This window comes from Pseudomonas sp. Hz4, assembly GCF_054898165.1.
Map to the genome: position 1 here is coordinate 1,342,171 of NZ_CM142719.1, position 25,548 is coordinate 1,367,718.

29 protein-coding genes and 1 tRNA gene are annotated in these 25,548 nt (G+C 58.5%); 21 read left to right on the forward strand and 9 right to left on the reverse strand.

The features are described from left to right. Nucleotides 1–120: 120 nt before the first annotated feature. The 6 genes from ACYZTR_RS06005 to ACYZTR_RS06030 all read right to left on the reverse strand — a co-directional run bounded on the left by ACYZTR_RS06005 (nt 121) and on the right by ACYZTR_RS06030 (nt 6,464). The gene (locus ACYZTR_RS06005) at nt 121–342 is read right to left on the reverse strand and encodes a formate dehydrogenase subunit delta (RefSeq protein ID WP_461977239.1); all 222 of its coding nucleotides are present in this window, start codon (nt 340–342) and stop codon (nt 121–123) included. Beyond that, nucleotides 339–3,221, reverse strand: a complete 2,883-nt coding sequence (gene fdhF, locus ACYZTR_RS06010; RefSeq protein WP_461977241.1) for a formate dehydrogenase subunit alpha — start codon at nt 3,219–3,221, stop codon at nt 339–341. Before fdhF ends, ACYZTR_RS06005 begins: the two co-directional genes overlap by 4 nt. Beyond that, nucleotides 3,218–4,780: a formate dehydrogenase beta subunit gene (locus ACYZTR_RS06015; RefSeq protein ID WP_461977242.1), complete on the reverse strand. Its 1,563-nt coding sequence runs from the start codon at nt 4,778–4,780 to the stop codon at nt 3,218–3,220. The genes fdhF and ACYZTR_RS06015 overlap by 4 nt, the downstream gene beginning before the upstream one ends. Then, nucleotides 4,777–5,253: a formate dehydrogenase subunit gamma gene (locus ACYZTR_RS06020; protein ID WP_461977244.1), complete on the reverse strand. Its 477-nt coding sequence runs from the start codon at nt 5,251–5,253 to the stop codon at nt 4,777–4,779. The genes ACYZTR_RS06015 and ACYZTR_RS06020 overlap by 4 nt, the downstream gene beginning before the upstream one ends. Before the next feature lie 327 nt (nt 5,254–5,580). After that, nucleotides 5,581–5,805, reverse strand: coding sequence for a DUF7683 domain-containing protein (locus tag ACYZTR_RS06025; RefSeq protein ID WP_461977246.1), 225 nt, complete (start codon nt 5,803–5,805; stop codon nt 5,581–5,583). Between the two features lie 347 nt (nt 5,806–6,152). After that, nucleotides 6,153–6,464, reverse strand: a complete 312-nt coding sequence (locus ACYZTR_RS06030; RefSeq protein ID WP_461977248.1) for a DUF3077 domain-containing protein — start codon at nt 6,462–6,464, stop codon at nt 6,153–6,155. A gap of 517 nt (nt 6,465–6,981) precedes the next feature. On the opposite strand from ACYZTR_RS06030, the gene ACYZTR_RS06035 reads away from it, so the two are divergent. The 3 genes from ACYZTR_RS06035 to ACYZTR_RS06045 are packed head-to-tail and all read left to right on the forward strand — an operon-like array spanning nt 6,982 to nt 8,661. Continuing rightward, nucleotides 6,982–7,527 carry a PAAR domain-containing protein gene (locus ACYZTR_RS06035; RefSeq protein ID WP_461977250.1) on the forward strand — a complete coding sequence of 182 codons (546 nt, stop codon included), beginning with the start codon at nt 6,982–6,984 and terminating at the stop codon, nt 7,525–7,527. 10 nt (nt 7,528–7,537) lie between these two features. Beyond that, entirely contained in the window at nt 7,538–8,320 is a 783-nt protein-coding gene (locus tag ACYZTR_RS06040; RefSeq protein WP_461977252.1) for a hypothetical protein, read from the forward strand. Further along, nucleotides 8,305–8,661 carry a DUF7079 family protein gene (locus tag ACYZTR_RS06045; RefSeq protein ID WP_461968784.1) on the forward strand — a complete coding sequence of 119 codons (357 nt, stop codon included), beginning with the start codon at nt 8,305–8,307 and terminating at the stop codon, nt 8,659–8,661. The genes ACYZTR_RS06040 and ACYZTR_RS06045 overlap by 16 nt, the downstream gene beginning before the upstream one ends. Before the next feature lie 59 nt (nt 8,662–8,720). Here the strand turns inward: ACYZTR_RS06045 and ACYZTR_RS06050 are convergent, their stop codons facing one another. Next, on the reverse strand, nt 8,721–9,050 hold the full coding sequence (locus ACYZTR_RS06050) for a hypothetical protein (RefSeq protein ID WP_461977254.1): 330 nt from the start codon (nt 9,048–9,050) through the stop codon (nt 8,721–8,723). A gap of 148 nt (nt 9,051–9,198) precedes the next feature. Then, nucleotides 9,199–9,283: transfer RNA gene (locus ACYZTR_RS06055), tRNA-Leu, on the reverse strand. A 107-nt stretch (nt 9,284–9,390) separates the two neighbouring features. On the opposite strand from ACYZTR_RS06055, the gene queA reads away from it, so the two are divergent. The 6 genes from queA to ACYZTR_RS06085 all read left to right on the forward strand — a co-directional run bounded on the left by queA (nt 9,391) and on the right by ACYZTR_RS06085 (nt 15,480). Next, nucleotides 9,391–10,455: a tRNA preQ1(34) S-adenosylmethionine ribosyltransferase-isomerase QueA gene (gene queA, locus ACYZTR_RS06060; protein ID WP_461977256.1), complete on the forward strand. Its 1,065-nt coding sequence runs from the start codon at nt 9,391–9,393 to the stop codon at nt 10,453–10,455. 5 nt (nt 10,456–10,460) lie between these two features. Next, a complete protein-coding gene (gene tgt, locus ACYZTR_RS06065; protein WP_461979596.1) occupies nt 10,461–11,576 on the forward strand; it encodes a tRNA guanosine(34) transglycosylase Tgt in 1,116 nt (371 codons plus the stop codon). 43 nt (nt 11,577–11,619) lie between these two features. Further along, nucleotides 11,620–11,955: a preprotein translocase subunit YajC gene (gene yajC, locus ACYZTR_RS06070; RefSeq protein WP_046046023.1), complete on the forward strand. Its 336-nt coding sequence runs from the start codon at nt 11,620–11,622 to the stop codon at nt 11,953–11,955. A gap of 63 nt (nt 11,956–12,018) precedes the next feature. Beyond that, nucleotides 12,019–13,887, forward strand: a complete 1,869-nt coding sequence (gene secD, locus ACYZTR_RS06075) for a protein translocase subunit SecD (RefSeq protein WP_461977258.1) — start codon at nt 12,019–12,021, stop codon at nt 13,885–13,887. 9 nt (nt 13,888–13,896) lie between these two features. Then, nucleotides 13,897–14,811, forward strand: coding sequence for a protein translocase subunit SecF (secF, locus tag ACYZTR_RS06080; RefSeq protein WP_461977260.1), 915 nt, complete (start codon nt 13,897–13,899; stop codon nt 14,809–14,811). Nucleotides 14,812–14,931: 120 nt separating this feature from the next. Then, a complete protein-coding gene (locus tag ACYZTR_RS06085) occupies nt 14,932–15,480 on the forward strand; it encodes a glycine zipper 2TM domain-containing protein (RefSeq protein WP_461977262.1) in 549 nt (182 codons plus the stop codon). Nucleotides 15,481–15,541: 61 nt separating this feature from the next. Here ACYZTR_RS06085 and suhB read toward each other — a convergent pair whose 3' ends face one another. Further along, nucleotides 15,542–16,357, reverse strand: a complete 816-nt coding sequence (gene suhB, locus ACYZTR_RS06090) for a type III secretion system regulator SuhB (protein WP_008147729.1) — start codon at nt 16,355–16,357, stop codon at nt 15,542–15,544. A gap of 146 nt (nt 16,358–16,503) precedes the next feature. Here suhB and trmJ point away from each other — a divergent pair, with 146 nt between their 5' ends. The 12 genes from trmJ (at nt 16,504) to rlmN (ending at nt 25,536) form a co-directional block, all read left to right on the forward strand. Further along, nucleotides 16,504–17,274 carry a tRNA (cytosine(32)/uridine(32)-2'-O)-methyltransferase TrmJ gene (gene trmJ / locus ACYZTR_RS06095; protein WP_461977264.1) on the forward strand — a complete coding sequence of 257 codons (771 nt, stop codon included), beginning with the start codon at nt 16,504–16,506 and terminating at the stop codon, nt 17,272–17,274. A 2-nt stretch (nt 17,275–17,276) separates the two neighbouring features. Further along, nucleotides 17,277–18,053 carry a serine O-acetyltransferase gene (gene cysE / locus ACYZTR_RS06100; RefSeq protein ID WP_461977266.1) on the forward strand — a complete coding sequence of 259 codons (777 nt, stop codon included), beginning with the start codon at nt 17,277–17,279 and terminating at the stop codon, nt 18,051–18,053. Between the two features lie 199 nt (nt 18,054–18,252). Next, entirely contained in the window at nt 18,253–18,744 is a 492-nt protein-coding gene (iscR, locus tag ACYZTR_RS06105; RefSeq protein WP_008042436.1) for a Fe-S cluster assembly transcriptional regulator IscR, read from the forward strand. 50 nt (nt 18,745–18,794) lie between these two features. After that, on the forward strand, nt 18,795–20,009 hold the full coding sequence (locus ACYZTR_RS06110; protein ID WP_449644198.1) for an IscS subfamily cysteine desulfurase: 1,215 nt from the start codon (nt 18,795–18,797) through the stop codon (nt 20,007–20,009). A gap of 84 nt (nt 20,010–20,093) precedes the next feature. After that, nucleotides 20,094–20,480 carry a Fe-S cluster assembly scaffold IscU gene (iscU, locus tag ACYZTR_RS06115; RefSeq protein ID WP_003443374.1) on the forward strand — a complete coding sequence of 129 codons (387 nt, stop codon included), beginning with the start codon at nt 20,094–20,096 and terminating at the stop codon, nt 20,478–20,480. A gap of 34 nt (nt 20,481–20,514) precedes the next feature. Further along, entirely contained in the window at nt 20,515–20,838 is a 324-nt protein-coding gene (iscA, locus tag ACYZTR_RS06120) for an iron-sulfur cluster assembly protein IscA (RefSeq protein ID WP_007903589.1), read from the forward strand. An 8-nt stretch (nt 20,839–20,846) separates the two neighbouring features. Beyond that, entirely contained in the window at nt 20,847–21,368 is a 522-nt protein-coding gene (hscB, locus tag ACYZTR_RS06125; RefSeq protein ID WP_461977268.1) for a co-chaperone HscB, read from the forward strand. Between the two features lie 51 nt (nt 21,369–21,419). After that, nucleotides 21,420–23,282 carry a Fe-S protein assembly chaperone HscA gene (gene hscA / locus ACYZTR_RS06130; RefSeq protein WP_461977270.1) on the forward strand — a complete coding sequence of 621 codons (1,863 nt, stop codon included), beginning with the start codon at nt 21,420–21,422 and terminating at the stop codon, nt 23,280–23,282. Between the two features lie 2 nt (nt 23,283–23,284). Next, nucleotides 23,285–23,626 carry an ISC system 2Fe-2S type ferredoxin gene (gene fdx, locus ACYZTR_RS06135; protein ID WP_461977272.1) on the forward strand — a complete coding sequence of 114 codons (342 nt, stop codon included), beginning with the start codon at nt 23,285–23,287 and terminating at the stop codon, nt 23,624–23,626. A gap of 14 nt (nt 23,627–23,640) precedes the next feature. After that, the gene (gene iscX / locus ACYZTR_RS06140) at nt 23,641–23,841 is read left to right on the forward strand and encodes a Fe-S cluster assembly protein IscX (protein WP_461977274.1); all 201 of its coding nucleotides are present in this window, start codon (nt 23,641–23,643) and stop codon (nt 23,839–23,841) included. Nucleotides 23,842–23,933: 92 nt separating this feature from the next. Beyond that, on the forward strand, nt 23,934–24,359 hold the full coding sequence (gene ndk, locus ACYZTR_RS06145; protein ID WP_007916882.1) for a nucleoside-diphosphate kinase: 426 nt from the start codon (nt 23,934–23,936) through the stop codon (nt 24,357–24,359). A gap of 28 nt (nt 24,360–24,387) precedes the next feature. Then, nucleotides 24,388–25,536, forward strand: coding sequence for a dual-specificity RNA methyltransferase RlmN (gene rlmN, locus ACYZTR_RS06150; protein ID WP_449644201.1), 1,149 nt, complete (start codon nt 24,388–24,390; stop codon nt 25,534–25,536). The last annotated feature ends 12 nt before the right edge of the window (nt 25,537–25,548 follow it).

Here is a 25,548-nt window from a genome sequence, read left to right on the forward strand (position 1 = left end):
GAGCTTGCTCGCGATAGCGTCAGTTCAGTCAGCATTAATGCTGAATGTACTGCCCTCATCGCGAGCAAGCTCGCTCCCACAGGTTTTCAGCCAGCGGGCCAATTTCAAAGTCTTGTGAACCTACGCCTCCCAGCCCGCCCCACTGACCGCCGCCTGCGCCAAAGGGTGCAACTCTGCCCCCTGATGCTCTGTCTGCCAGGCCAGCAACTCCTTGCGCATGCCGGGCGTCCAGTACAGCTGCAGATGATTACGCACGCCGAGCACGGCCAGTTGCTGGTCCGGTTCACTGGCGAAGTACTGGGCGATCTGGTTGACCATTTTGATCAGGTTGTCAGTGCTCATCGGCGCACCTGCGCTTTAGCGCCACGCGCCTGGCGACGTTCTTTTAGCAAACGGTCCTGTTCGTCGCTGAAGGCCTGGTAGCGTTTTTGCCACTCGGAAGGGTGGTAGACGCGGCTGACTTCCACGGCGGTGACCTTGTACTCCGGACAGTTGGTGGCCCAGTCGGAGTTGTCGGTGGTGATGACGTTCGCCCCCGATTCAGGGAAGTGGAAGGTGGTGTACACCACGCCTGGGGCGACCCGTTCGGTGACTTGCGCACGCAGTACGGTCTGTCCGGCGCGGCTGCCGATGCCGACCCAGTCACCTTCGTTGATACCACGGCTCTCGGCGTCGGTCGGGTGGATTTCCAGGCGGTCTTCGTCGTGCCAGGCGACGTTTTCGGTACGCCGGGTCTGGGCGCCGACGTTGTACTGGCTGAGGATGCGTCCGGTGGTCAGCAGAAGAGGGTAGCGATTGTTGACCTTTTCCTCGGTGGGCACGTAGCCGGTAAGCATGAAGCGGCCCTTGCCGCGCACGAACTCCTCGATGTGCATGGTCGGCGTGCCGTCCGGTGCCGCAGCGTTGCACGGCCATTGCAGGCTGCCGTGGCGCTCCAGTTCTGCGTAGCTGACGTTAGTAAAGGTCGGCGTCAGGCTGGCGATTTCGTCCATGATTTCCGACGGGTGCTGGTAGCTCATCGGGTAGCCCAGGGCATTGGCCAGCGCCACCGTGCCTTCCCAGTCGGCCTTGCCGCCCAAAGGCTCCATGACCTTGCGCACCCGGGAGATGCGCCGCTCGGCGTTGGTGAAAGTGCCATCCTTTTCCAGGAACGAACTGCCCGGCAGGAACACATGGGCGAACTTGGCGGTTTCGTTGAGGAATATGTCCTGCACCACTACACATTCCATGGCCGACAGCGCTGCGGTGACGTGCTGGGTATTCGGATCGCTCTGGGCGATGTCTTCACCCTGGCAATACAAGCCCTTGAAGCTGCCGCCCAGGGCTGCCTCGAACATGTTGGGGATGCGCAGGCCCGGGTCGGGTTGCAGGGTGACGTTCCAGGCTTGTTCGAACTGTGCTCGTACCACCTCGTTGGAGATGTGCCGGTAACCGGGCAGCTCGTGAGGGAAGGAACCCATGTCGCAGGAGCCCTGAACGTTGTTCTGCCCACGCAGCGGGTTTACGCCCACGCCTTCGCGGCCGATGTTGCCAGTGGCCATGGCCAGGTTGGCGATGCCCATGACCGCGGTGCTGCCCTGGCTGTGCTCGGTGACGCCCAAGCCGTAGTAGATCGCCGCGTTGCCGCCGGTGGCATACAGACGGGCGGCGGCACGGATGTCGGCAGGTTCTACGCCGCAGATGGGGCCAAGGGCTTCCGGCGAGTTTTCCGGGCGGCTGACAAGCTCGCTCCAGCGGGCGAAATCGCTGCCCTCGCAACGGGCGTCGATAAAGGCCTGGTTGAGTAGGCCTTCGGTGACGATGACATGGGCCAGGGCGTTGAGCATGGCGACGTTGGTGCCCGGGCGCAGGGCCAGGTGCAGTTCGGCGCGGGCATGCACCGAGTCCACCAGATCAATGCGGCGTGGATCGATGACGATCAGCCGTGCGCCTTCACGCAGGCGGCGTTTGAGCTGGGAGGCGAACACCGGGTGGGCGTCGCTGGGGTTGGCGCCCATCACCAGGATCACGTCAGCCTGCATCACCGAGTCGAAGCTCTGGGTGCCGGCGGACTCGCCCAGGGTTTGTTTCAGGCCATAGCCCGTCGGCGAGTGGCAGACCCGCGCACAGGTGTCGACGTTGTTGTTGCCGAACGCGGCGCGCACCAGTTTTTGCACCAGGTAGGTTTCTTCGTTGGTGCAGCGGCTGGAGGTGATGCCACCAATCGAGTCGCGACCGTATGTTTGTTGCAGCCGGCGGAATTCGCTGGCGGCGTAGGTCACCGCTTCATCCCAGCTGACTTCCTGCCAAGGGTCGTTGATGTGCTGGCGGATCATCGGCTTGGTGATGCGATCCGGGTGGGTGGCGTAACCCCAGGCAAAGCGACCTTTGACGCAAGAGTGGCCGTGGTTGGCCTGACCGTTCTTGTCGGGAACCATGCGTACCAGCTGGTCGCCTTTCATCTCGGCGCGGAACGAGCAGCCCACGCCGCAATAGGCACAGGTGGTGATCACGCTGCGTTCGGGCTGACCCAGTTCGACCACGCTTTTTTCCATCAAGGTCGCGGTGGGACAGGCTTGCACACAGGCGCCGCAGGACACGCATTCCGAGTCGAGGAAGTTCTCGCCACCGGCGGCCGCCACCCGGGATTCGAAACCGCGCCCGGTAATGGTCAGGGCAAAGGTGCCCTGGGTTTCTTCGCAGGCGCGCACGCAGCGGTTGCAGACGATGCACTTGCTCGGGTCGAAGTCGAAGTAGGGGTTGGAGGTGTCCTTCGTGTCGGCCAGATGGTTGTCGCCTTCATAGCCATAACGCACTTCCCGCAGGCCGACCTGGCCGGCGACGGTTTGCAACTCGCAGTTGCCGTTGGCCGAGCAGGTCAGGCAGTCCAGCGGGTGATCGGAGATGTACAGCTCCATGACGTTGCGGCGCAGGGTGGCGAGCTTCGGTGTCTGGGTGTGCACGCTCATGCCTTCAGTGACCGGCGTGGTGCAGGACGCCGGGTAACCGCGCATGCCGTCGATCTCCACCAGGCACATGCGGCAGGAACCGAAGGCTTCCAGGCTGTCGGTGGCACACAGTTTGGGAATGGTGGTGCCCAGCAGCGCGGCGGCGCGCATCACTGAGGTCCCTTCGGGCACGCTGATGCTGCGGCCGTCGATGTTCAGGGTGACCTGCACCTGGCTGTCGCGGGCGGGGGTGCCCAGATCGATATCGGTGTTCGGGTCGAAGAGAGTGATCATTGATCGGCCTCCGAGGCTTGCAGGCCGAAGTCGGCGGGGAAGTGCTTGAGGGCGCTGACGACCGGAAAGGAGACCATGCCGCCCAATGCGCACAGCGAACCGTACTGCAGGGTGTCGCACAGGTCCTTGAGGATGATCACCTGCTCATCGCGACCGCTCTGATCAGGCGCGGCCAACAAGCGGTCGATCACCTCCACGCCCCGGGTCGAGCCGATGCGGCATGGCGTGCATTTGCCACAGGATTCCTCGGCGCAAAATTGCATGGCGAAGCGCGCCATGTGGGCCATGTCCAGGCTGTCGTCAGCCACCACCACACCACCGTGACCGAGCATGGCGCCGATGGCGGCGAAGGCTTCGTAATCCAGCGGCGTATCGAATTGCGACGGCGGCACCCAGGCGCCGAGAGGGCCGCCAACCTGGGCGGCCTTCAGCGGACGGCCACTGGCGGTACCACCGCCGTAGTCTTCCACCAGTTCGCGCAGGGTCAGACCAAAGGCCCGTTCCACCAGACCGCCGTGACGAATATTGCCCGCCAGCTGAAAGGGCATGGTGCCTAGAGAGCGGCCCATGCCGTAATCGCGATAGAACTGCGCGCCCTTGGCCAGAATCAGCGGCACCGAGGCCAGGGTCAGCACGTTGTGCACCAAGGTCGGCAGGCCAAAGAGCCCCTTCAACGCAGGGATCGGCGGCTTGGCGCGGACGATCCCGCGCTTGCCTTCGAGCGAGTCCAGCAGCGCGGTTTCCTCACCGCAGATGTAAGCGCCGGCACCGACCCTTACTTCCATGTCGAAGACCTGACCGCTACCGCCAACATTCGCGCCGAGGTACCCGTTGGACCGGGCAATGTCCAGCGCCTCGCGCAACGTGGCCACAGCCTGTGGATATTCCGAGCGCACATAAATGTAGCCATAAGTGGCGCCGACGGTGACGCCGGCAATGGCCATGCCTTCGATCAGCAGGAAGGGGTCGCCTTCCATCAACATGCGATCGGCGAAAGTGCCGGAATCGCCTTCGTCGGCGTTGCACACGATGTATTTCTGCGCCGCCTGGGTAGCACGTACCGTGCGCCATTTGATCCCAGCGGGGAACGCCGCGCCGCCACGGCCACGCAGGCCCGAGTCGAACACCTCAGTCGCGGTTTGCTCGCCGCCAATGGTGACGGTCCGTTGTAAACCTTCAAAGCCGCCATGGGCGCGGTAATCGTCCAGCGACAGCGGCCGGGTAATACCGGCGCGGGCGAACAGCAAGCGTTGTTGAGTCTTCAGATACGGCAATTCCTCCACCAGCCCCAAGGCCAGTGGATGCGCGGACGGCTCGCCTTGCAGGGCTTCGAGCACGGATGGCACATCGACGGCGGTCAGCGGGCCGAAGCCGATACGGCCTTGCGGGCTGTCCACTTCCAGCAGCGGCTCCAGCCAATACAAGCCGCGCGAACTGGTGCGCTGCAACTCCAGGGGCAGATTGCGTTCCCGGGCCTGAGTGATAAGGGCCACCGCCACCTCATCGGCACCCACCGCACGGGCAAGAGAATCAGTGGGCAGATAGAAAGCCGGCATCATGCGTCCTCCCGGCAAGCGTCGAGCAAGGCATCCAGACGCTCGGCGCTTAGCCGCGCGTGCACCTGACCGTCCAATTCCAGAGCTGGCGAACAGGCGCAGGCGCCGAGGCAATACACCGGACGCAAACTGATGCTGCCATCGGCGCTACTGCCGTGGTCGTCCAGTTGCAGACGTTCGCGCAACTGCGCCGCGAGCTGCTCGGCGCCGCGACTCTTGCAGGACTCAGCCCGGCACAGACGCAGAATATGCCGGGCCGGAGGCGCAGTACGAAAGTCATGGTAGAAGCTGATCACCCCGCGAATCTCGGCCTGACTCTGATTGAGGGCGTGGGCAATCTCGGGGATGGCGGCATCGGGGATGTAACCGATGCCCGCCTGAATCTCATGAAGAATGGGCAATAGCGCGCCGGGGGAGCCCTTGTGGCGCTCCAGCAGACTGTTGACCATCGGCAGGTGCAACATCTCATCAGGCATTCAGCATTCCTCACGGTCACGGACAAACCAGGCGGTTGTCGGTCGTCCGAAAGTGTCGGCTGCGGCACTCACACCACGTCACGGTATCGTGGCAATTTCAGGCCGGTGGCCAGGGCACCCTGAGCGGGCATCTTGTTGTGCCCGGCACGGTCTTCGCCGCACCTCTACTGGGCATAAAGGGCAGCTTGCCACGCTGCCTTTGATCGAACTGCACCAAAGCGACGTGTTCGGTTCTGCCTACGACTATCCATTAAGTCTAGATGAGTGTGGTGCGGGGTGTTCACTCCTGGACTAATGCCCTGAGGGCTTGTCGATGCCTGATATATATCAAGCATTACAGGTAATAAAAAGCATCAGATCCGCGGGAAATTTTAGGGAGCAGAGCTGTTCTATAGCGTTGATTTGTTCCGCTGTAAGCCGATAGTCATAGACGCAGCCATCGTCCTTCGCCCACCCCATGATCGGCTTGAGATCCTCGACAGAAACCGGGATTTCCCTTTCATAGGAAGCGAAATCCTCGCCTTCCGGAACGCCCATAATCACAAGTTTCATGGCTCGAACTTCCTGTAGGGTCTGCTGGTTTATTTCGAATTCTAGTTTCGTAGTCGAATTCTCAGCATTCGCCCTGAGCTGAGCATCGCCAGCCCGAAATCCTCAGGGCCAATCCCAAATTCCAATCAACACACAAAACCCCTGTGGGAGCGGGCTTGCCCGCGAAAGCGCCAGACCAACCACCACAAAACCCTGAACTGAGTCCCACCCTGTGTAGGAGCGAGCCCGCTCGCGAAAAACGCAAGGCATCCACCAACCCGCTGAATGTCCGCAATCCTCACAAGCAAGCCCACCCCCACAACTGCCATACGCAGCTCCGAACGCTAGACAGAGTCCGGTTTTACCTGCTACCCCTCAGCCATTCCCTCCGCCCGCCTATTCGCCAACTCATTATCCCGATCCCGAGTAAGCACCTTTACCGCATCATCCACCACCGCCTTACTCATCGCCGTCAAATAATGCGCGGCCCAGGCGTGGCGGTCGGTGTCTCTGGCGTAAGCAGCATCTTCGGTAAGCTTCTTGGCGAGGAACAGAAAATCAGAAGCCATGGCTAACGCATCACCGAGGGGAACGCCGCAAGTGACATGGAACAGCGGCTGATTCGCGCAGTAGATGGCAGGTGTAAGGCCGATGGTTGTGGGTTCGGGTTGTTTGGTCATTTGCCACCTCCGATGACGGAGAGGCGGTGGGAGAGGGTGGATGGTGGGGCGTTACGCGATTGGGAATTGCGTAGAGGGAAAAGCCAAATTTTGTACGGATTGATGCTGCGCATTATCAGACTCCTTGATATGTGGAGCTGCCACATTCGTTTCCACACGAATGGGTGACAGCTGTGCGCAGGGTGGAAAACCGGTAATCAAGGAAACCGGCACGCCCGAAGACGTCCCACGCACAGCCGCCATAACTCACGCCGCAGACACAAAAAAAGCGCCGGCAGACGTGATGGGGGCGCTGTTGCGCCTTGAATTACACGGGTTTCCACACCCGGTCGCTGAATTGGCAGCGACGGCGGAAGGGTATCGCGCAGAACCCCTGCCCGCAACCTTGAAGATTCGTTTGCAATCACCTGAATCAAGAAAGTCCGGTCTGTCGCTTTCCCTCGCTGGGAGGTACACAACAGCCGCAGCAATCTGTTAGGTTACTTGCCAAATCAGGATCCAATGACAGGAGGTCATCTTGGCTAAGCCAGCAGCGCGTAAAACCGACCCTTCAAGCTGCCCGCTACCGGGGCACGGTACCAATCCTATCGCGACAGGCTCGCCAGACGTTTTCTTCGATGGGCTTTCAGCCGCACGCCAAGGCGATACCTGTACTTGTGGCAGTGCGTTGTCCACTGGTCTGTCCTCCACTGTTTTCATCAACGGTAAGAATGCCGCGACCATTGATACCGGCGGAACCCACGGCAGTGTTGTCATTGGTGGTTCGGGGACAGTGATAATTGGTGACTCCCATACACCCTGCCCATTTGTTCCCCCGGCGCCTCTCGCTCTTGGCGCTAGCTGGATAGGCTTCAGAATCCCTGCCACCGAAAGCTATGAAGGTTTATCGTGTACGGCGCATTTTGAGGATGGATCAACACTTTCAGGCGTATTTAACAGGGACAACGCTGTTAAATTTCCTAACCCCTCAGGAAAAGTGTGTTTGATGCTCAAGTTCGACGAGAATTCGACAACCGATACTTCGTCTCTTACAGAAAGCCTTTTGAATAAAATTTTAGGATAAGGAACATCCTATGACTGAACCGTACCTTGTCACCGGCAGCTATGTCATTCAACGTGAACACTCGTTAACAGACTCTCCACTCAACAGAGCCCTGGAACTAATGGAGGGGACTGCTCTGAGATTTTCTCTGGATGCTGTCTCTGACGAAAAGGTCCGGGCGAGCTACATGAAAAATATCAGGCGCATGTCTCAGCAAACATTGGCGGACGTCAAAGCAGGGAAAATTACCGCGCATGAGGGCGTACAGTTCAGTCATGAAATGAGAAACAAGATCATGATGGAGCATCGCAAATACACATCCGCCCAAGGTCTAGCCATCGTCCAAAAAAAGAAGCCCGATGGCAGGACGCTTAACTCGCTGTTTGACCGTTACTCCGAGCGTCTCTTTAAAAAGAAATACATCAACCTTTCTCCAGCAGAACAAACCAAAATCCACTACACAATTCTGGAAGCGGCCGGTCGGGACGATGCCTCGTTCACGAAAGGCACTCAAAAAATGCGCATGATGGGGAAGCTCGGGATTCTAGTCACCGCCGCCCTCGCGACCTATCAAATTCTGAATGCTGAAAACAAGCCAAAGGAAACGGCGCGTCAAGGCATCATCGTAGGTAGTGGTGCTGTGGGAGGCCTTCTTGCAGGGCTTGGAGTCAGCGCTCTTTGTGGGCCTGGTGCTCCCATTTGCGCAATTGCTGTCGTCTTGGTGGGAACCGTCGCTGGTGGCGTAGCCGGTGAAGCGGTAGCGGATTCGCTCGATGAGGAGCTAGAGGAGTTTTCACATTGGGATATATTTTGAGTCAGCCTGAACTGTCAAAAATCAGAACCGCCCTGTCTGATGCATTTGTCGACGCGCCGGTAGATTACGACTATATAGCGGAGCAAGTAAGAGGCTTTGAGCTTCAGACAGTTAATGAAGTTCTTTACTCAGAAGTCGCGCCTGTGTGCTTTACAAACATCGAATCAGCCGTTCCGCCAGTTTGGACGGGTTTTGAGCCGGACTCGCTCAATGCCATGATTGAAGAGAGACTTGCAGCGAGAGAAAAAAATTGGTTTCAGAGGCAGTTTGACAAAGTTTTGGTTGCGTGGCTCAGATATAGATATGCCGATATATGGAAGGAAATAACCAACAGACTTTAGTTCTCTTTTCGAAACAACCACTCTCAGTGGGGAGCTGGTATCGCGCTCAACAACATCACTCACTGAATATCTTTCAGATAATCCTTGAGCGCGATGAGTGGGGCATCAAGCTGCTCTATCGTCCGCGCAACGCTGAAATCTGCTGACACCCTATGCAGTTCGCGGCCCAGGACTGTATCAACACCGCCGAGGGCATTCAGCGCCAGACTCAGGCATTCATCCACTTTCCTCTGGATCGCCTTAACATCCCCCCGGCGCACCAACAACCCAAACACCTCCCTCTCATAATCACTCATCATCAGATCGTCACGCAGAATCGGACTTTCACCTTCCGTCTCGTAAGCGAGCTTGAGGGAGAAGAGGGCGACGGTTTCCAGTAGCAATTCCATGGGGTGAATCCTTGAGAAGTGTCGTGCCGGCCGAGAATGCAAAGACCAAAAGATCGCAGCCTTCGGCATCTCCTGGATCGAGGCGGGGCGCAATGTCTTTTCTATAGGCGAAAAAAAAGGCCTTGCAAAGCAAGACCTTTCTTAATTTTGGTGCCCCGAGGGAGACTCGAACTCCCACTTCTTGCGAAAACGGATTTTGAATCCGCCGCGTCTACCAATTCCGCCATCAGGGCTCAATGGCGGCGAAGTATAGAGATGAGATTACCGTCGGTCAATCAGGTACATAGAGAATTTTCACTATTTCGGCTAGACTTCCGGCCCCTGCTAGACGAACCCCATCATGCGCGTTGCTGACTTTACTTTCGAACTCCCTGATTCGCTGATCGCTCGCCACCCTTTGGCTGAGCGTCGCAATAGTCGCCTGTTGACCCTGGATGGGGTCAGCGGCGCCCTGGCGCACCGTCAATTCACTGATTTGCTCGAGCATTTGCGCCCGGGCGATTTGATGGTGTTCAACAATACCCGGGTGATTCCGGCGCGGCTGTTTGGCCAGAAGGCTTCCGGCGGCAAACTGGAAATCCTGGTGGAGCGGGTGCTCGACAGTCATCGCGTGCTGGCTCATGTGCGTTCCAGCAAGTCGCCCAAGCCCGGTTCGAAGATCCTGATCGACGGTGGTGGCGAGGCTGAGATGCTGGCGCGGCACGATACGTTGTTCGAGTTGGGGTTCGCCGAAGAGGTGTTGCCGCTGCTTGATCGCGTCGGGCATATGCCGTTGCCTCCTTATATAGACCGCCCGGATGAAGGCTCGGACCGCGAGCGTTATCAGACGGTCTACGCCGAGCGCCTGGGCGCGGTGGCGGCGCCGACGGCGGGGCTGCATTTCGATCAGCCGCTGATGGAGGCGATTGCCGCCAAGGGCGTCGAGAAGGCGTTCGTGACGTTGCACGTCGGCGCTGGCACGTTCCAGCCGGTGCGCGTCGAGAAGATCGAAGACCACCACATGCACAGTGAGTGGCTGGAAGTCGGTCAAGACGTGGTCGATGCAGTCGAAGCCTGTCGCGCTCGCGGTGGTCGGGTGATCGCTGTGGGGACCACCAGCGTGCGTTCCCTGGAAAGCGCCGCGCGCGATGGCGTGCTCAAGCCGTTCAGTGGCGACACCGACATCTTTATCTACCCGGGCCGGCCGTTTCATGTGGTCGATGCCCTGGTCACCAACTTTCATTTGCCCGAATCCACGCTGTTGATGCTGGTTTCGGCGTTCGCCGGTTATCCCGAAGCCATGGCTGCCTATAAAGCAGCGGTGGAGCATGGTTACCGCTTTTTCAGCTACGGTGATGCGATGTTCATCACCCGTAATCCTGCGCCGACTGCCCCTAAAGAATCGGGCCCTGAGGAAACTGTATGAGTCGTATGTCGTTTGAACTGCTGGCCACTGACGGCAAGGCTCGTCGCGGTCGTTTGACCTTCCCGCGCGGTACCGTCGAAACCCCGGCCTTCATGCCGGTGGGCACGTACGGCACGGTCAAGGGCATGCTGCCGCGGGATATCACTGCCACTGGCGCGGAAATCATTCTGGGTAACACCTTTCACTTGTGGCTGCGTCCTGGCACCGAAGTGATCAAGAAGCACGGCGACCTGCACGATTTCATGCAGTGGAAAGGCCCGATTCTGACCGACTCCGGTGGTTTTCAGGTATTCAGCCTGGGCGCGATGCGCAAGATCAAGGAGGAGGGCGTGACCTTCGCCTCTCCTGTCGACGGCGCCAAAGTGTTCATGGGCCCGGAAGAGTCGATGCAGGTCCAGCGTGACCTGGGCTCGGACATCGTGATGATCTTTGACGAATGCACGCCGTATCCTGCTGATGAAGACGTCGCGCGGATTTCGATGGAGCTGTCGTTGCGTTGGGCGAAGCGTTCGAAAGAGGCGCATGGCGACAACACGGCGGCGCTGTTCGGTATTGTTCAGGGCGGTATGCACCAGGATCTGCGCATGCGTTCCCTGGAAGGCCTCGATCAAATCGGCTTCGATGGCCTGGCCATCGGCGGTCTGTCGGTGGGCGAGCCGAAACACGAGATGATCAAGGTGCTCGACTACCTGCCAGGTCAGATGCCGGCTGACAAACCTCGTTACCTTATGGGCGTTGGCAAACCGGAAGATCTGGTTGAGGGTGTGCGCCGCGGTGTGGACATGTTCGATTGCGTGATGCCAACCCGTAATGCCCGCAATGGGCATCTTTTCATTGATACAGGCGTGCTGAAGATCCGTAACGCGTTCCATCGCCATGATGATTCGCCGCTGGATCCGACCTGCGATTGCTACACCTGCCAGAACTTCTCTCGTGCTTATCTACACCATCTGGACAAGTGCGGCGAAATGCTGGGTAGCATGTTGAATACCATCCACAATTTGCGCCATTACCAGGTGCTTATGGCTGGTTTGCGCGAGGCTATTCAACAGGGTACATTGGCCGCCTTTGTCGATGCCTTCTACGCCAAACGCGGGATTCCTGTTCCGCCTTTGGACTGAGTTTTCTGACCCCAAGATTCAACATTTGCAACTGGAGTGCTAAATGAGCTTTTTTATCTCTAATGCCATGGCTGACGCTGCTGCACCTGCGGCAGGCCCAATGGGTGGTGGTTTTGAGTGGATTTTCCTGGTCGGTTTCCTGGTCATCTTCTACCTGATGATCTGGCGTCCACAGGCCAAGCGCGCCAAAGAGCAGAAGAACCTGCTCGGCAGCCTGCAGAAAGGCGACGAAGTGGTGACCACCGGTGGTATCGCCGGCAAGATCACTAAAGTGGCAGACGATTTCGTTGTTCTGGAAGTTTCCGACACCATCGAAATGAAGTTCCAGAAAGGCGCCATCGCCGCCACGCTGCCAAAAGGCACGCTGAAAGCGATCTAAGTTTCAACTTCTACTCAATCGACGGGGCGCGCAAGGCGCCCCGCGTCATAAGCGGGCGGCGTGATGCTGAACAAATACCCTCTGTGGAAATACATTCTGATCCTGGCGGTGCTAGCGGTCGGTCTGATTTATTCCGCTCCCAATCTATATCCTGATGACCCGGCCATTCAGGTCGGCGGTGCAAGCACTGCACTGCAAGTGACTCAGGCTGATCTGGATCGTGTGGGCACAGCGCTCAAGGAATCCGGGATCAACGTCAAGGCTGCCACCCTGGCAGCGAACGGCAAGGGCGGTCTGATTCGTCTGACCAAGGCTGAAGACCAGCTGCCTGCCAAGGACGTCGTGCGCAAGGCATTGGGTGATGACTACGTCGTTGCACTGAACCTGGCACAAACCACCCCGCAATGGCTGCGCAGCCTTGGCGCGCACCCGATGAAGCTGGGTCTGGACTTGTCCGGTGGTGTGCACTTCCTGCTCGAAGTGGACATGGACAAAGCCCTCGATGCACGCCTGAAAGTCTACGAAGGCGACGTCAAGAGCCTGTTGCGTAAAGAGAAACTGCGCTATCGCAGCCTGCCGCAACTGGACGGTGCCATTCAGTTGGGTTTCACTGATGAAGCAGCCCGTGAACAAGCTCGTGCACTGATCCGCAAGAACTTCAACGATTTCGATATTGTTCCGGCCGACCTCAATGGCCAACCGGTACTGCGTCTGGCGATGACCCCGGCCAAGCTGGCGGAAATCCGCGAATATTCCATCAAGCAGAACTTGACCACGGTACGTAACCGCGTCAACGAGCTGGGTGTTGCCGAACCGATCGTTCAGCGTCAGGGCGCCAACCGCATCGTGGTTGAGCTGCCGGGCGTGCAAGACACCGCCGAAGCCAAGCGTATCCTCGGCAAGACGGCCAACCTTGAGTTCCGACTGGCGGCTGAGCCTGGTGCATCGAAAGCCACTTCTGAAAGCTTCGAATTCCGTGAAGGCAATCGTCCGTCAGCGCAAATCGAGCGTGGCTTGATCATCACGGGTGACCAGGTCACCGATGCCAAGGCTGGCTTCGGCGAGCAAGGCACGCCGGAAGTGAACATCCGTCTGGATGGCCACGGTGGCGAGCTGATGAGTCGTGCGACCCGCAGCAACGTCGGTCGCAGCATGGCGGTGATCTTCATCGAGCAACGCCCGGTCACCACTTACGTCAAGCAAGTGGTTAACGGCGTCGAGAAAGACGTGCCGGTTCAAACCTTCAAGGAAGAGAAGAAGATCATCAGCCTGGCGACCATCCAGTCGCCGCTGGGTGCTCAATTCCGTATCACTGGCCTGAATGGCCAGGGCGAGTCGTCCGAACTGGCGCTGCTGCTGCGTGCCGGTGGTCTGGCTGCACCGATGTACTTCGCTGAAGAGCGCACCATTGGCCCAAGCCTGGGTGCCGACAACATCGTCAAGGGTGTCGATGCATCGTTGTGGGGCATGCTGTTTGTCTCGCTGTTCATCATGGCTATCTACCGCTTCTTCGGCATCATCGCCACCGTCGCGTTGACGGTGAACATGGTGATGCTGCTGGCCTTGATGTCGCTGCTGGGTGCAACGCTGACCCTGCCGGGTATCGCCGGTATCGTGTTGACCATGGGTATGGCGGTCGACGCCAACGTTCTGATCTTCTCGCGGATACGTGAAGAGATCGCGGCGGGCATGACCGTGCAGCGGGCAATTAACGAAGGCTTCGGTCGGGCATTCACCGCGATTCTCGACGCCAACCTGACCACTCTGTTGGTCGGCGGGATTCTCTTTGCGATGGGCACAGGCCCGGTCAAAGGTTTCGCAGTGACGATGTCCCTCGGGATCTTTACCTCGATGTTCACGGCCATCATGGTGACCCGCGCGATGGTCAACCTGATCTTCGGCGGTCGTGACTTCAAGAAGTTGTGGATTTAAGGGGCTGCCATGTTACGTACAATCAACTTCATGGGCGTTCGCAACGTTGCGTTCGGCGTCACATTGTTTCTTACCTTGCTGGCATTGTTCAGCGTCGCCACCAAGGGCATGAACTGGGGCCTGGACTTCACCGGCGGTACGCTCATCGAGCTGACCTACGAACGTCCCGCCGATGTCACCAAGGTGCGAGAGCAGCTGGCCACTTCGGGTTATCACGACGCGATCGTGCAGAGCTTTGGTGCGACTACCGATCTGCTGGTGCGCATGCCGGGTGAGGATCCGCAGCTGGGCCATCAAGTGGCGGAAGCGCTGCAGAAGGTCGGTGGCGACAACCCGGCCGTGGTCAAGCGCGTCGAGTTCGTTGGCCCTCAGGTGGGTGAAGAGCTGCGCGACCAGGGCGGCCTCGGCATGCTGATGGCGCTCGGCGGTATTCTGATCTACCTGGCTTTCCGCTTTCAGTGGAAGTTTGCGATCGGTGCCATTGTCTCGCTGATCCACGATGTGATCGTGACCATCGGTATCCTGTCGTTCTTCCAGATCACCTTCGATTTGACGGTGCTGGCGGCGGTACTGGCGATCATTGGTTACTCGCTCAACGACACCATTGTGGTATTCGACCGGGTTCGTGAGAACTTCCGAGTCCTGCGCAAGGCCAGCCTGATCGAGAACATCAACATCTCGACCACGCAAACCTTGCTGCGGACCATGGCGACGTCGATCTCCACCTTGCTGGCGATCGCGGCCCTGTTGTTCTTCGGTGGCGACAATCTGTTCGGCTTCTCCATCGCGCTGTTCATCGGTGTTCTGGCGGGTACTTACTCGTCGATCTACATCGCTAACGTCGTGCTGATCTGGCTGAACCTGAGCACCGAGGATCTGATTCCTGCAGTGGCTACCGATAAGGAAGTCGACGACCGCCCATAACGGCCATCGTCTTGCAGTTGTCTGCCAAAAAAAGGCGCGAGTTGAACTCGCGCCTTTTTTTATGCTCCAAGGCTGGGAGAAGCGCGGGCGTGTCCCGCATGTGATGGTCAGGAGGTTCATGTGAACAAGTCGTTGCTGGTTGGTGCGGTATTGGGTGCTGTCGGTGTGACTGCCGGGGGTGCTGTTGCCACCTACAGCCTGGTTAAAAGCGGCCCTGAGTATGCGCAAGTTCTAGCCGTTGACCCGGTCAAGACACAAATCAAGACGCCACGTGAAGTGTGCAAGGACGTTGCAGTAACCCGGCAGGCGCCGGTGAAAGATCAACATCAGATCGCCGGTACGGTGGTGGGTGCGCTGGCAGGTGGCCTATTGGGCAACCAGATCGGCGGCGGTACAGGCAAGAAGATCGCCACAGTGGCCGGTGCGGTCGGCGGCGGTTATGCGGGCAACAAGGTGCAGGAGGGCATGCAGGAGCGTGACACCTACACCACGACTCAAACTCGCTGCAACACGGTCAATGACATCAGCGACAAAGTTGTAGGTTATGACGTTCGTTATTCGCTCGACGGCAAGGAAGGCAAGGTGCGGATGGATCGCGATCCGGGCAACCAGATTCCGGTCGACAAGGAAGGTAAGTTGGTTCTGTCGCAGAGCGAGCCGGCTCAGTAATTAGCTGAAACTCAGATTCAAAAAAAAGCACCCCGAAGGGTGCTTTTTTGTGGCCGGGCGCTTAGCGCTTAAGCGAAGCCGGCAGGTGCGGCTGGATGGCCGTCAATACTGCTTTGAAGCACTTGGTGTTGCCGGCAACGACGTGGCCTTTTTCAAGGAAGTCGTGGCCGCCGGTGAAGTCGCTCACCAGGCCGCCAGCTTCCTGGATCAGCAGGGCGCCTGCAGCCATGTCCCACTCGGACAGGCCCGATTCCCAGAAGGCGTCGAAACGGCCGGCAGCCACGTAGGCCAGGTCCAGGCTCGCCGAGCCAGCGCGGCGGATGCCGGCAGTCTGGCCAACCAGGGCGCGGAACATGCCCAGGTAGTTGTCGAGGTTGTCCATCTGGTCATCGCGGAACGGGAAGCCGGTGCCCAGCAAGGCGCCGTCCAGGCTGGTGCGACCGCTGACGCGCAGACGACGACCGTTCAGTTGAGCGCCGCGACCACGGCTGGCGGTGAATTCTTCCTGGCGAACCGGGTCCAGAACAACAGCGTGTTCCAGGCGACCGCGGTATTTGCAGGCGATGCTGACAGCGAAGTGAGGAATGCCGCGCAGGAAGTTGGTGGTGCCGTCCAGTGGATCGATGATCCACAGGTATTCTTCGCCTTCGCCGCTACCCGGGTGCATGCCGGTTTCTTCGCCGAGAATGCCGTGGGTAGGGTAGGCCTTGCGCAGCGCGTCGATGATTTTCTGTTCGGCGGCGCGATCCACCTCGGATACGTAATCCTTGGCGTCTTTTTCGTCGACCTTGATGGTATCCAGGCGCTCGATGGAGCGGAAGATCAATTCACTGGCGCTGCGGGCGGCGCGCAGCGCGATATTCAGCATGGGCTGCATGGATGTGTCACCTAAGGTTGTTAAAGAAAGCCGGGCATTCTATCAGAAAGTTTCTACAGGTGAAGGTCAGTGTTCGCTTTCATAGCTTAACGGTAGGTTGAGCTGTAAGATTCTGCTCCCCATTAACGTGTTCGAGAGCGCCTCCCTTGCTGCATAACATTCGTGTCGTCCTGGTCAATACCAGCCATCCCGGCAACATCGGCGGGGCTGCGCGTGCTATGAAGAACATGGGCCTGTCGCGGCTGGTGCTGGTCGAACCGCGGTTGTTCCCGCACCACGAGGCTGATGCTCGTGCCTCCGGCGCCGGGGACATCCTTGAAAACGCGCAAGTCGTCGCCACCTTGGAAGATGCCTTGGTCGGCTGCAATCTGGTGCTCGGCACCAGCGCTCGCGACCGGCGCATTCCCTGGCCGTTGCTCGATCCCCGCGAGTGCGGCGTGAAAGTGGTCGAGGAAGCCGGGCAGGGCGCCGAGATTGCCTTGGTGTTTGGTCGTGAAGATTCCGGCCTGACCAATGAAGAGCTGCAGCGATGTCATTATCACGTGCACATCCCATCAGACCCTGAGTTCAGTTCGCTGAACCTTGGGGCAGCGGTGCAGGTGTTGAGCTATGAAGTGCGGATGTCCTGGCTCGCGGCCCAAGGTCAGCCGAGCAAGGTCGAGAAGGATGAAGTGGCGTCCACCAAAAGTGGTGAGCTGGCGACCATGGATGAACTGGAGCGATTCTATGAGCACCTGGAGCAAACCCTGGTGGCCATCGAGTTCCTCGATCCGGAAAAACCACGGCACTTGATGGCGCGCCTGCGCCGGTTGTACGGACGCAGCTCGGTCAGCCGGGCGGAAATGAATATATTGCGTGGCATCCTCACGGAAACCCAGAAAGCGGCCCGTGGCGAGCTTCTTAAGCGGAAGGATTAAAAATGTTCGAGCGTTTGCGTGAAGATATCCAGAGTGTTTTCCATCGTGATCCGGCAGCGCGCAACGCCTTTGAAGTTCTGACGTGCTACCCGGGCATGCACGCCATCTGGATCCATCGCCTGTCGTCGGCCCTGTGGGGGATGGGCTGGAAGTGGCTGGCGCGACTGGTGTCGAACTTCGGTCGCTGGTTGACCGGGATTGAGATCCATCCGGGCGCCAAGGTCGGTCGTCGATTCTTTATCGACCATGGCATGGGCATCGTCATTGGTGAAACCGCTGAGATCGGCAATGACGTCACCCTTTATCAGGGCGTGACCCTGGGTGGCACCAGCTGGAGCAAGGGCAAGCGTCATCCGACGCTTGAAGATGGCGTGGTGGTTGGGGCGGGGGCCAAGGTGCTTGGCCCGTTCACGGTTGGCGCCGGAGCCAAGGTCGGTTCCAATGCCGTGGTCACCAAAGCTGTTCCGGCCGGGGCGACGGTAGTAGGGATTCCTGGGCGGATCATCATCAAGTCCGATGATGAACAGGATGCCAAGCGCAAGGCCATGGCCGAGAAGATTGGCTTTGATGCCTACGGTGTCGGCGAAGACATGCCCGACCCGGTGGCTCGCGCCATTGGCCAGCTCCTCGATCATCTGCAGGCGGTCGATGGCCGTCTGGAGGGCATGTGCGGTGCGTTGAAGGATCTGGGCAGCAACTATTGCGCCAAGGATCTGCCTGAACTGCGCGAAGAAGACTTCGCGTGTGTGAAGGATAAGGATCAGAGTCAGGCCAGTTAAACCGAGTTGGCCCCTTTGTGGGAGCGGGTTTGCTCGCGAAGAACGATAACGCGCAATTGCTGGCTGTAACCGGCCCGCCTTTGCTATGATGCGGCCGCTCTTTTGCGGCTAATCCTGACTAAAGCACTAGGTCTTATAGTTGACTTAAATACTCGGGAATTGCATACTCGCCCCATTCTGAACTCCGTGGTAATTGTCCATGCGACTGACTACAAAAGGCCGATACGCCGTGACCGCCATGCTTGACCTGGCGTTGCATGCGCAGCACGGGCCGGTGTCCCTGGCCGATATCTCCGAGCGCCAAGGCATCTCCCTGTCCTACCTCGAACAGCTCTTCGCCAAATTGCGCCGCAGCAATCTGGTGTCCAGTGTTCGTGGTCCAGGCGGTGGCTACCAGCTGTCCCGCGACATGCAGGGCATCCAGGTCGCCCAGGTGATCGATGCGGTGAACGAATCGGTCGATGCAACCAAATGCCAGGGCCAAGGCGATTGCCATCAAGGCGACACCTGTCTGACCCACCACTTGTGGTGCGATCTGAGCCTGCAGATTCACGAATTTCTGAGCGGTATCAGCTTGGCTGACCTTGTCACTCGCCGTGAGGTACAAGAAGTAGCCCAGCGTCAGGATCAGCGTCGTTGCAACAGCAAGACGCCACGCCTGGACAAGATTGAAGCGTCCGCCGTCGAATGACAGCCAAAGAGCTAGCGGCACGCCAGCCAGCCTGATTTAGGAGATAGTCCATGAAATTGCCGATTTACCTTGATTACTCTGCGACGACCCCGGTTGATCCGCGTGTCGCGCAAAAGATGAGTGAATGCTTGCTGGTTGACGGAAACTTCGGTAATCCGGCGTCCCGTTCCCACGTATTCGGCTGGAAAGCTGAAGAGTCCGTCGAAAACGCTCGTCGTCAGGTCGCTGACCTGGTCAACGCCGACCCGCGTGAAATCGTCTGGACCTCCGGTGCCACCGAATCCGACAACCTGGCAATCAAGGGTGCGGCGCATTTCTATGCCACCAAAGGCAAACACCTGATCACCACCAAGATTGAGCACAAGGCTGTCCTCGACACCATGCGCCAACTGGAGCGTGAAGGCTTCGAAGTGACCTACCTCGAGCCGCGCACTGATGGTCTGGTTACGCCGGAGATGATCGAAGCCGCCCTGCGCGACGACACCATCCTGGTCTCGGTCATGCACGTGAACAACGAAATCGGCACCATCAACGACATCGAGGCCATCGGCGAACTGACCCGTTCCAAGGGCATTCTGTTCCACGTCGACGCTGCTCAGTCCACCGGCAAGGTCGAGATCGACCTGTCGAAGCTGAAAGTCGACATGATGTCGTTCTCCGCCCACAAAACCTACGGCCCTAAAGGCATCGGCGCACTGTACGTAAGCCGCAAGCCGCGTGTTCGCATCGAAGCGACCATGCACGGCGGCGGTCACGAACGTGGCATGCGTTCCGGCACCCTGGCGACCCACCAGATTGTCGGCATGGGTGAAGCTTTCCGCGTAGCCAAAGAAGACATGGCTGCCGAGAACCTCCGCATCAAGGCCCTGAGCGACCGTTTCTTCAAGCAGGTCGAAGACCTCGAAGAGCTGTACATCAATGGCAGCATGACCGCTCGCGTTCCGCACAACCTGAACCTGAGCTTCAACTACGTTGAGGGCGAGTCGCTGATCATGGCGCTCAAGGATCTGGCGGTTTCGTCCGGTTCGGCCTGCACCTCGGCATCGCTTGAGCCTTCGTATGTACTGCGCGCCCTGGGCCGCAACGACGAATTGGCCCATAGCTCGATTCGCTTCACCTTCGGCCGTTTCACCACCGAAGAAGAAATCGACTACGCCGCGCAGAAAGTCTGCGAGGCCGTTACCAAGCTGCGCACTCTGTCGCCGCTGTGGGACATGTACAAAGACGGTGTCGACATTTCGAAAATCGAGTGGGCGGCACACTGATTTCAAGTCGCCGCAAACCGGCCCTGCAGGATTTCGGATCGCAGGGCTTAAGAGCGACTCTCTGATGAGTGAGGATTAAGAATCATGGCTTACAGCGAAAAGGTCATCGACCACTACGAGAACCCGCGAAACGTCGGCAAGATGGACGCGGAAGACCCTGATGTCGGCACCGGCATGGTCGGCGCTCCAGCGTGTGGCGACGTGATGCGTTTGCAGATCAAGGTTAACGAGCAAGGCATCATCGAAGACGCCAAGTTCAAGACCTACGGTTGCGGTTCGGCTATCGCCTCCAGCTCCCTGGCAACCGAGTGGATGAAAGGCAAGACTCTGGATGAAGCAGAGACCATCAAGAACACTCAGCTAGCCGAAGAACTGGCCTTGCCGCCAGTAAAAATTCACTGCTCCGTACTTGCTGAAGACGCTATCAAAGCGGCCGTTCGCGACTACAAGCAGAAGAAAGGCTTGATCTGACTTTCAAGATTTGGCGACGAGTAAGGAGTCACCGATGGCTATCAGCATGACAGAAGCGGCTGCTCAACACGTGCGACGCTCCCTCAACGGGCGCGGCAAAGGTGAAGGGATTCGTCTGGGTGTTCGCACCACGGGCTGTTCCGGCCTTGCCTACGTGCTGGAGTTTGTCGACGAGGTAGTTGCAGAGGATCAGGTGTTCGAAAGTCACGGCGAGAAAGTGATCATCGACCCGAAAAGCCTGGCCTACCTGGACGGTACCGAACTCGATTTCGTCAAGGAAGGGTTGAACGAAGGCTTCAAGTTCAACAACCCCAACGTACGCGGTGAATGTGGCTGCGGCGAAAGCTTCAATATCTGAGGCTACTCGTGGGTACTCCTTGTCATTTCGCTTTATTTGAGCTGCAACCGAGCTTCGAACTGGATCTCGACCAGCTGGCTACGCGCTACCGTGAGTTGGCGCGCAGCGTTCATCCGGACCGCTTTGCAGACGCTTCCGAGCGAGAGCAACGGCTGGCGCTAGAGCAATCCGCGAGCCTCAACGAGGCCTACCAGACGCTCAAAAATCCTCCCAAGCGCGCGCGATATCTGCTCGCCCTGGGTGGTCATGAGCTGCCGCTGGAGGTTACGGTGCATGATCCGGAATTTCTTCTGCAGCAGATGGAGTTGCGTGAAGAGCTCGAAGACCTGCAAGACAGCGCCGACCTGGCGGGTGTTGCAGTGTTCAAGCGTCGCCTGAAGACTGCTCAGGATGAACTGAACGAAAGCTTCGCAGCCTGTTGGAATAATGCAGCGCAACGTGAACAGGCCGAACGCCTGATGCGGCGCATGCAGTTCCTCGACAAGCTCACCTACGAAGTGCGCCAGTTAGAAGAGCGCCTCGACGATTAACCCAGTGCCGCTCCGGTCGCACGCCTGATATACAGATAAGTCCTGATAACGATGGCCCTACTGCAGATCGCCGAACCCGGCCAAAGTCCTCAACCGCACCAGCGTCGTCTGGCTGTGGGGATTGACTTGGGCACTACCAATTCGCTGGTCGCTGCGCTGCGCAGTGGTCTTTCCGAACCTCTGGCTGACGCTGACGGGCAGGTCATCCTGCCGTCTGCCGTGCGCTATCACGCCGATCGTGTCGAGGTCGGCGAGTCGGCCAAACTGGCTGCCGCCACCGATCCTTTGAACACCGTGCTGTCGGTCAAGCGCTTGATGGGTCGTGGTCTGTCCGACGTCAAGCAATTGGGCGATCAACTGCCGTACCGCTTTGTCGGCGGCGAATCGCACATGCCGTTCATCGACACCATTCAGGGCCCGAAAAGCCCCGTCGAAGTCTCCGCCGATATCCTCAAGGTGCTGCGTCAGCGCGCCGAGGCCACGTTGGGCGGCGAACTGGTTGGTGCGGTGATCACGGTTCCGGCCTATTTCGATGATGCCCAGCGTCAAGCCACCAAGGATGCGGCCAAGCTGGCCGGTCTGAACGTGCTGCGGTTGCTCAATGAGCCGACCGCTGCCGCTGTGGCTTACGGTCTGGACCAGCATGCCGAAGGTCTGGTTGCTATTTATGATCTGGGTGGCGGTACGTTCGATATTTCGATTCTGCGCCTGACCGGTGGTGTCTTCGAAGTCCTGGCTACCGGTGGCGACAGCGCCCTGGGCGGTGATGATTTCGACCACGCGATCGCTCGCTGGATCATCGAGGGCGCTGGCCTGTCGGATGACCTGGATCCGGGTGTACAGCGCAATCTGTTGCAAACCGCCTGTGCGGCCAAAGAAGCCCTGACCCAAGCCTCGTCCGTTGCAGTGGCTTATGGCGACTGGAAAGCCGAGCTGACCCGTGAGGCCTTCAATGCGCTGATCGAACCAATGGTTGCTCGCAGCCTGAAAGCCTGCCGCCGCGCGGTGCGTGATTCCGGTATCGAACTGGAAGAAGTGCATGCGGTGGTCATGGTCGGTGGCTCGACTCGTGTGCCTCGCGTTCGCGAAGCCGTGGCTGAAGCCTTCGGTCGCGAACCGCTGACCGAAATCGATCCGGATCAAGTGGTAGCCATTGGTGCTGCGATCCAGGCCGATACGTTGGCTGGCAACAAGCGTGACGGCAGCGAGCTGCTGTTGCTTGACGTGATTCCGTTGTCCCTGGGGTTGGAAACCATGGGCGGCCTGATGGAGAAGGTGATTCCACGCAACACCACCATCCCCGTCGCCCGCGCTCAGGACTTCACGACTTACAAAGATGGCCAGTCGGCCATGGCGATCCATGTGTTGCAGGGCGAGCGCGAGCTGATCAGCGACTGCCGCTCCCTGGCACGCTTCGAATTGCGCGGTATTCCGGCGATGGTGGCGGGTGCGGCGAAGATTCGCGTGACCTTCCAGGTCGATGCCGACGGTCTGCTCAGTGTTTCTGCCCGCGAGCTGGGTTCGGGCGTTGAGGCCAGCATCCAGGTCAAACCGTCCTACGGCCTGACCGACGGCGAAATCGCCAAAATGCTCAAAGATTCGTTCCAGCACGCCAGCGACGACAAAGTTGCCCGTGTTCTGCGTGAGCAGCAAGTCGATGCCCAACGCCTGATCGAGGCGGTGCAGGCCGCCCTTGATGTCGACGGTGAGCGCTTGCTCGACGCCGAAGAGCGGATGGTTATCGAGCTGCAGATGCAGGAACTGACCGAACTGATGAAAGGTACCGATGGTTACGCCATCGAGCAGCAGACCAAGCGTCTGTCGCAAGTGACCGATGCCTTTGCTGCCCGCCGCCTGGACTCGACGGTGAAAGCCGCGCTGGCGGGGCGCAACCTGAATGAGATTGAGGAATAACGATGCCGCAGGTCATTTTTCTGCCACACGAAAAGTTTTGCCCGGACGGCATGGTTGTGGAGGCTGAGCCTGGTACATCCATTCTCGAGCTGGCCCATGAGCACCATATCGAGATGGAAAGCGCCTGTGGCGGCGTTTGCGCTTGCACCACCTGTCACTGCATCATCCGCGAAGGCTTTGACTCGCTGGAAGAGGCGGATGAGCTGGAAGAAGACTTTCTTGATCGTGCCTGGGGCTTAGAGGCGCAATCGCGTCTAGGCTGTCAGGCGGTCGTTGGGACTGAAGACCTGACCGTCGAGATTCCAAAATACTCGGTCAACCATGCAGCTGAAGCGCCGCACTGATTCAAGGAAGTGTTATGAGTCTGAAATGGGTTGATGTGTTTGAAATCGCGATCCAGCTGGCTGAATCCAATCCGGATGTGGATCCGCGTTACGTGAACTTCGTCGATCTGCACAAATGGGTGCTGGCATTGACGGAGTTCAGTGATGATCCGACCCGCGGTGGCGAGAAGGTGCTTGAAGCCATTCAAGCCGCCTGGATCGAAGAAGCAGACTGAGTCTGCGCCGTACGCAGTTAGGCAATACCAAAGAACCCGCGTATAATTCGCGGGTTTAATTTTTCACAAATTACCGTTTCTGGAGTTACACCATGGCTGTTCAACGTACTTTCTCCATCATCAAGCCTGACGCTGTTGCAAAAAACGTTATCGGCGAGATCACCACTCGTTTCGAAAAAGCTGGCCTGCGCGTTGTAGCTTCGAAACTGAAGCAACTGTCCAAAGCCGAAGCTGAAGGCTTCTACGCTGAGCACAGCGCTCGCGGTTTCTTCGGCGACCTGGTTGCTTTCATGATCTCCGGCCCGGTTGTTGTTCAGGTTCTGGAAGGCGAAAACGCTATCGCTCTGAACCGTGAGCTGATGGGCGCTACCAACCCTAAAGAAGCTGCTGCCGGCACCATCCGTGCTGACTTCGCTGATTCCATCGACGCCAACGCTGTACACGGTTCGGACTCCGAAGCCGCTGCTGCTCGCGAAATCTCGTACTTCTTCGCAGCTACTGAAGTAACCACTCGCTAAGCATTGGCTTAAGAGTGAAGGTGAATCCATGACTACATCGACTGTAAAAACCAACCTGCTGGGTCTGACTCAGCTGGAAATGGAAAAATTCTTCGACTCAATCGGGGAGAAGCGTTTCCGTGCCGGTCAGGTAATGAAATGGATTCACCACCTTGGCGTCGATGATTTCGACGCCATGACGAACGTCAGCAAAGCCTTGCGCGACAAGCTCAAGGCCATTGCTGAAGTCCGCGGCCCCGAAGTGGTCAGCGAGGACATTTCCACCGACGGCACACGTAAGTGGGTGGTGCGCGTGGCGTCCGGTAGCTGCGTCGAGACCGTGTACATTCCCCAGGGCAAACGCGGCACTTTGTGCGTTTCGTCCCAGGCAGGCTGTGCCCTGGATTGCAGTTTCTGCTCCACCGGCAAGCAAGGTTTCAATAGCAACCTCACCGCCGCCGAAGTCATCGGTCAGGTGTGGATTGCCAATAAATCGTTCGGCAGCATCCCGGCGACCGCCGACCGTGCCATCACCAACGTGGTGATGATGGGCATGGGTGAGCCGCTGCTGAACTTCGACAACGTCGTGGCCGCCATGCATCTGATGATGGATGACCTGGGCTACGGAATCTCCAAGCGCCGCGTAACCCTGTCTACATCGGGTGTGGTGCCGATGATCGATGAGCTGTCCAAGCACATCGACGTCTCCCTGGCGTTGTCGCTGCACGCACCCAATGACGCATTGCGTAACCAATTGGTACCGATCAACAAGAAGTATCCGCTTAAGATGCTGCTCGAGTCGTGCCAGCGCTACATGTCGTCCCTGGGCGAGAAACGCGTGTTGACCATTGAGTACACGTTGCTCAAGGACATCAACGACAAGGTTGAGCACGCGGTCGAAATGATCGAGTTGCTCAAGAACGTTCCGTGCAAGATCAACCTGATTCCGTTCAACCCGTTCCCGCATTCCGGTTACGAGCGCCCTAGCAACAACGCGATTCGCCGTTTCCAGGATCAGCTTCACCATGCCGGCTTCAATGTCACCGTACGCACCACCCGCGGTGAAGACATCGATGCCGCGTGTGGCCAATTGGTAGGGCAGGTGCTGGATCGCACCCGTCGCAGCGAACGTTATATCGCCGTGCGCGAGTTAAGCGCCGAAAACGATATCGCGCAGAACGCTGCGAACAATAATTAAGAGAGGATCTCT

Bases quoted from the DNA above. Each gene is read 5' to 3' on its own strand.
- ACYZTR_RS06005 (WP_461977239.1), bottom strand. From the start codon at position 342: ATGAGCACTGACAACCTGATCAAAATGGTCAACCAGATCGCCCAGTAC.
- fdhF (WP_461977241.1), bottom strand. From the start codon at position 3,221: ATGATCACTCTCTTCGACCCGAACACCGATATCGATCTGGGCACCCCC.
- ACYZTR_RS06015 (WP_461977242.1), bottom strand. From the start codon at position 4,780: ATGATGCCGGCTTTCTATCTGCCCACTGATTCTCTTGCCCGTGCGGTG.
- ACYZTR_RS06020 (WP_461977244.1), bottom strand. From the start codon at position 5,253: ATGCCTGATGAGATGTTGCACCTGCCGATGGTCAACAGTCTGCTGGAG.
- ACYZTR_RS06025 (WP_461977246.1), bottom strand. From the start codon at position 5,805: ATGAAACTTGTGATTATGGGCGTTCCGGAAGGCGAGGATTTCGCTTCC.
- ACYZTR_RS06030 (WP_461977248.1), bottom strand. From the start codon at position 6,464: ATGACCAAACAACCCGAACCCACAACCATCGGCCTTACACCTGCCATC.
- ACYZTR_RS06040 (WP_461977252.1), top strand. From the start codon at position 7,538: ATGACTGAACCGTACCTTGTCACCGGCAGCTATGTCATTCAACGTGAA.
- ACYZTR_RS06050 (WP_461977254.1), bottom strand. From the start codon at position 9,050: ATGGAATTGCTACTGGAAACCGTCGCCCTCTTCTCCCTCAAGCTCGCT.
- queA (WP_461977256.1), top strand. From the start codon at position 9,391: ATGCGCGTTGCTGACTTTACTTTCGAACTCCCTGATTCGCTGATCGCT.
- tgt (WP_461979596.1), top strand. From the start codon at position 10,461: ATGTCGTTTGAACTGCTGGCCACTGACGGCAAGGCTCGTCGCGGTCGT.
- yajC (WP_046046023.1), top strand. From the start codon at position 11,620: ATGAGCTTTTTTATCTCTAATGCCATGGCTGACGCTGCTGCACCTGCG.
- secD (WP_461977258.1), top strand. From the start codon at position 12,019: ATGCTGAACAAATACCCTCTGTGGAAATACATTCTGATCCTGGCGGTG.
- secF (WP_461977260.1), top strand. From the start codon at position 13,897: ATGTTACGTACAATCAACTTCATGGGCGTTCGCAACGTTGCGTTCGGC.
- suhB (WP_008147729.1), bottom strand. From the start codon at position 16,357: ATGCAGCCCATGCTGAATATCGCGCTGCGCGCCGCCCGCAGCGCCAGT.
- cysE (WP_461977266.1), top strand. From the start codon at position 17,277: ATGTTCGAGCGTTTGCGTGAAGATATCCAGAGTGTTTTCCATCGTGAT.
- iscR (WP_008042436.1), top strand. From the start codon at position 18,253: ATGCGACTGACTACAAAAGGCCGATACGCCGTGACCGCCATGCTTGAC.
- ACYZTR_RS06110 (WP_449644198.1), top strand. From the start codon at position 18,795: ATGAAATTGCCGATTTACCTTGATTACTCTGCGACGACCCCGGTTGAT.
- iscU (WP_003443374.1), top strand. From the start codon at position 20,094: ATGGCTTACAGCGAAAAGGTCATCGACCACTACGAGAACCCGCGAAAC.
- iscA (WP_007903589.1), top strand. From the start codon at position 20,515: ATGGCTATCAGCATGACAGAAGCGGCTGCTCAACACGTGCGACGCTCC.
- hscA (WP_461977270.1), top strand. From the start codon at position 21,420: ATGGCCCTACTGCAGATCGCCGAACCCGGCCAAAGTCCTCAACCGCAC.
- fdx (WP_461977272.1), top strand. From the start codon at position 23,285: ATGCCGCAGGTCATTTTTCTGCCACACGAAAAGTTTTGCCCGGACGGC.
- iscX (WP_461977274.1), top strand. From the start codon at position 23,641: ATGAGTCTGAAATGGGTTGATGTGTTTGAAATCGCGATCCAGCTGGCT.
- ndk (WP_007916882.1), top strand. From the start codon at position 23,934: ATGGCTGTTCAACGTACTTTCTCCATCATCAAGCCTGACGCTGTTGCA.
- rlmN (WP_449644201.1), top strand. From the start codon at position 24,388: ATGACTACATCGACTGTAAAAACCAACCTGCTGGGTCTGACTCAGCTG.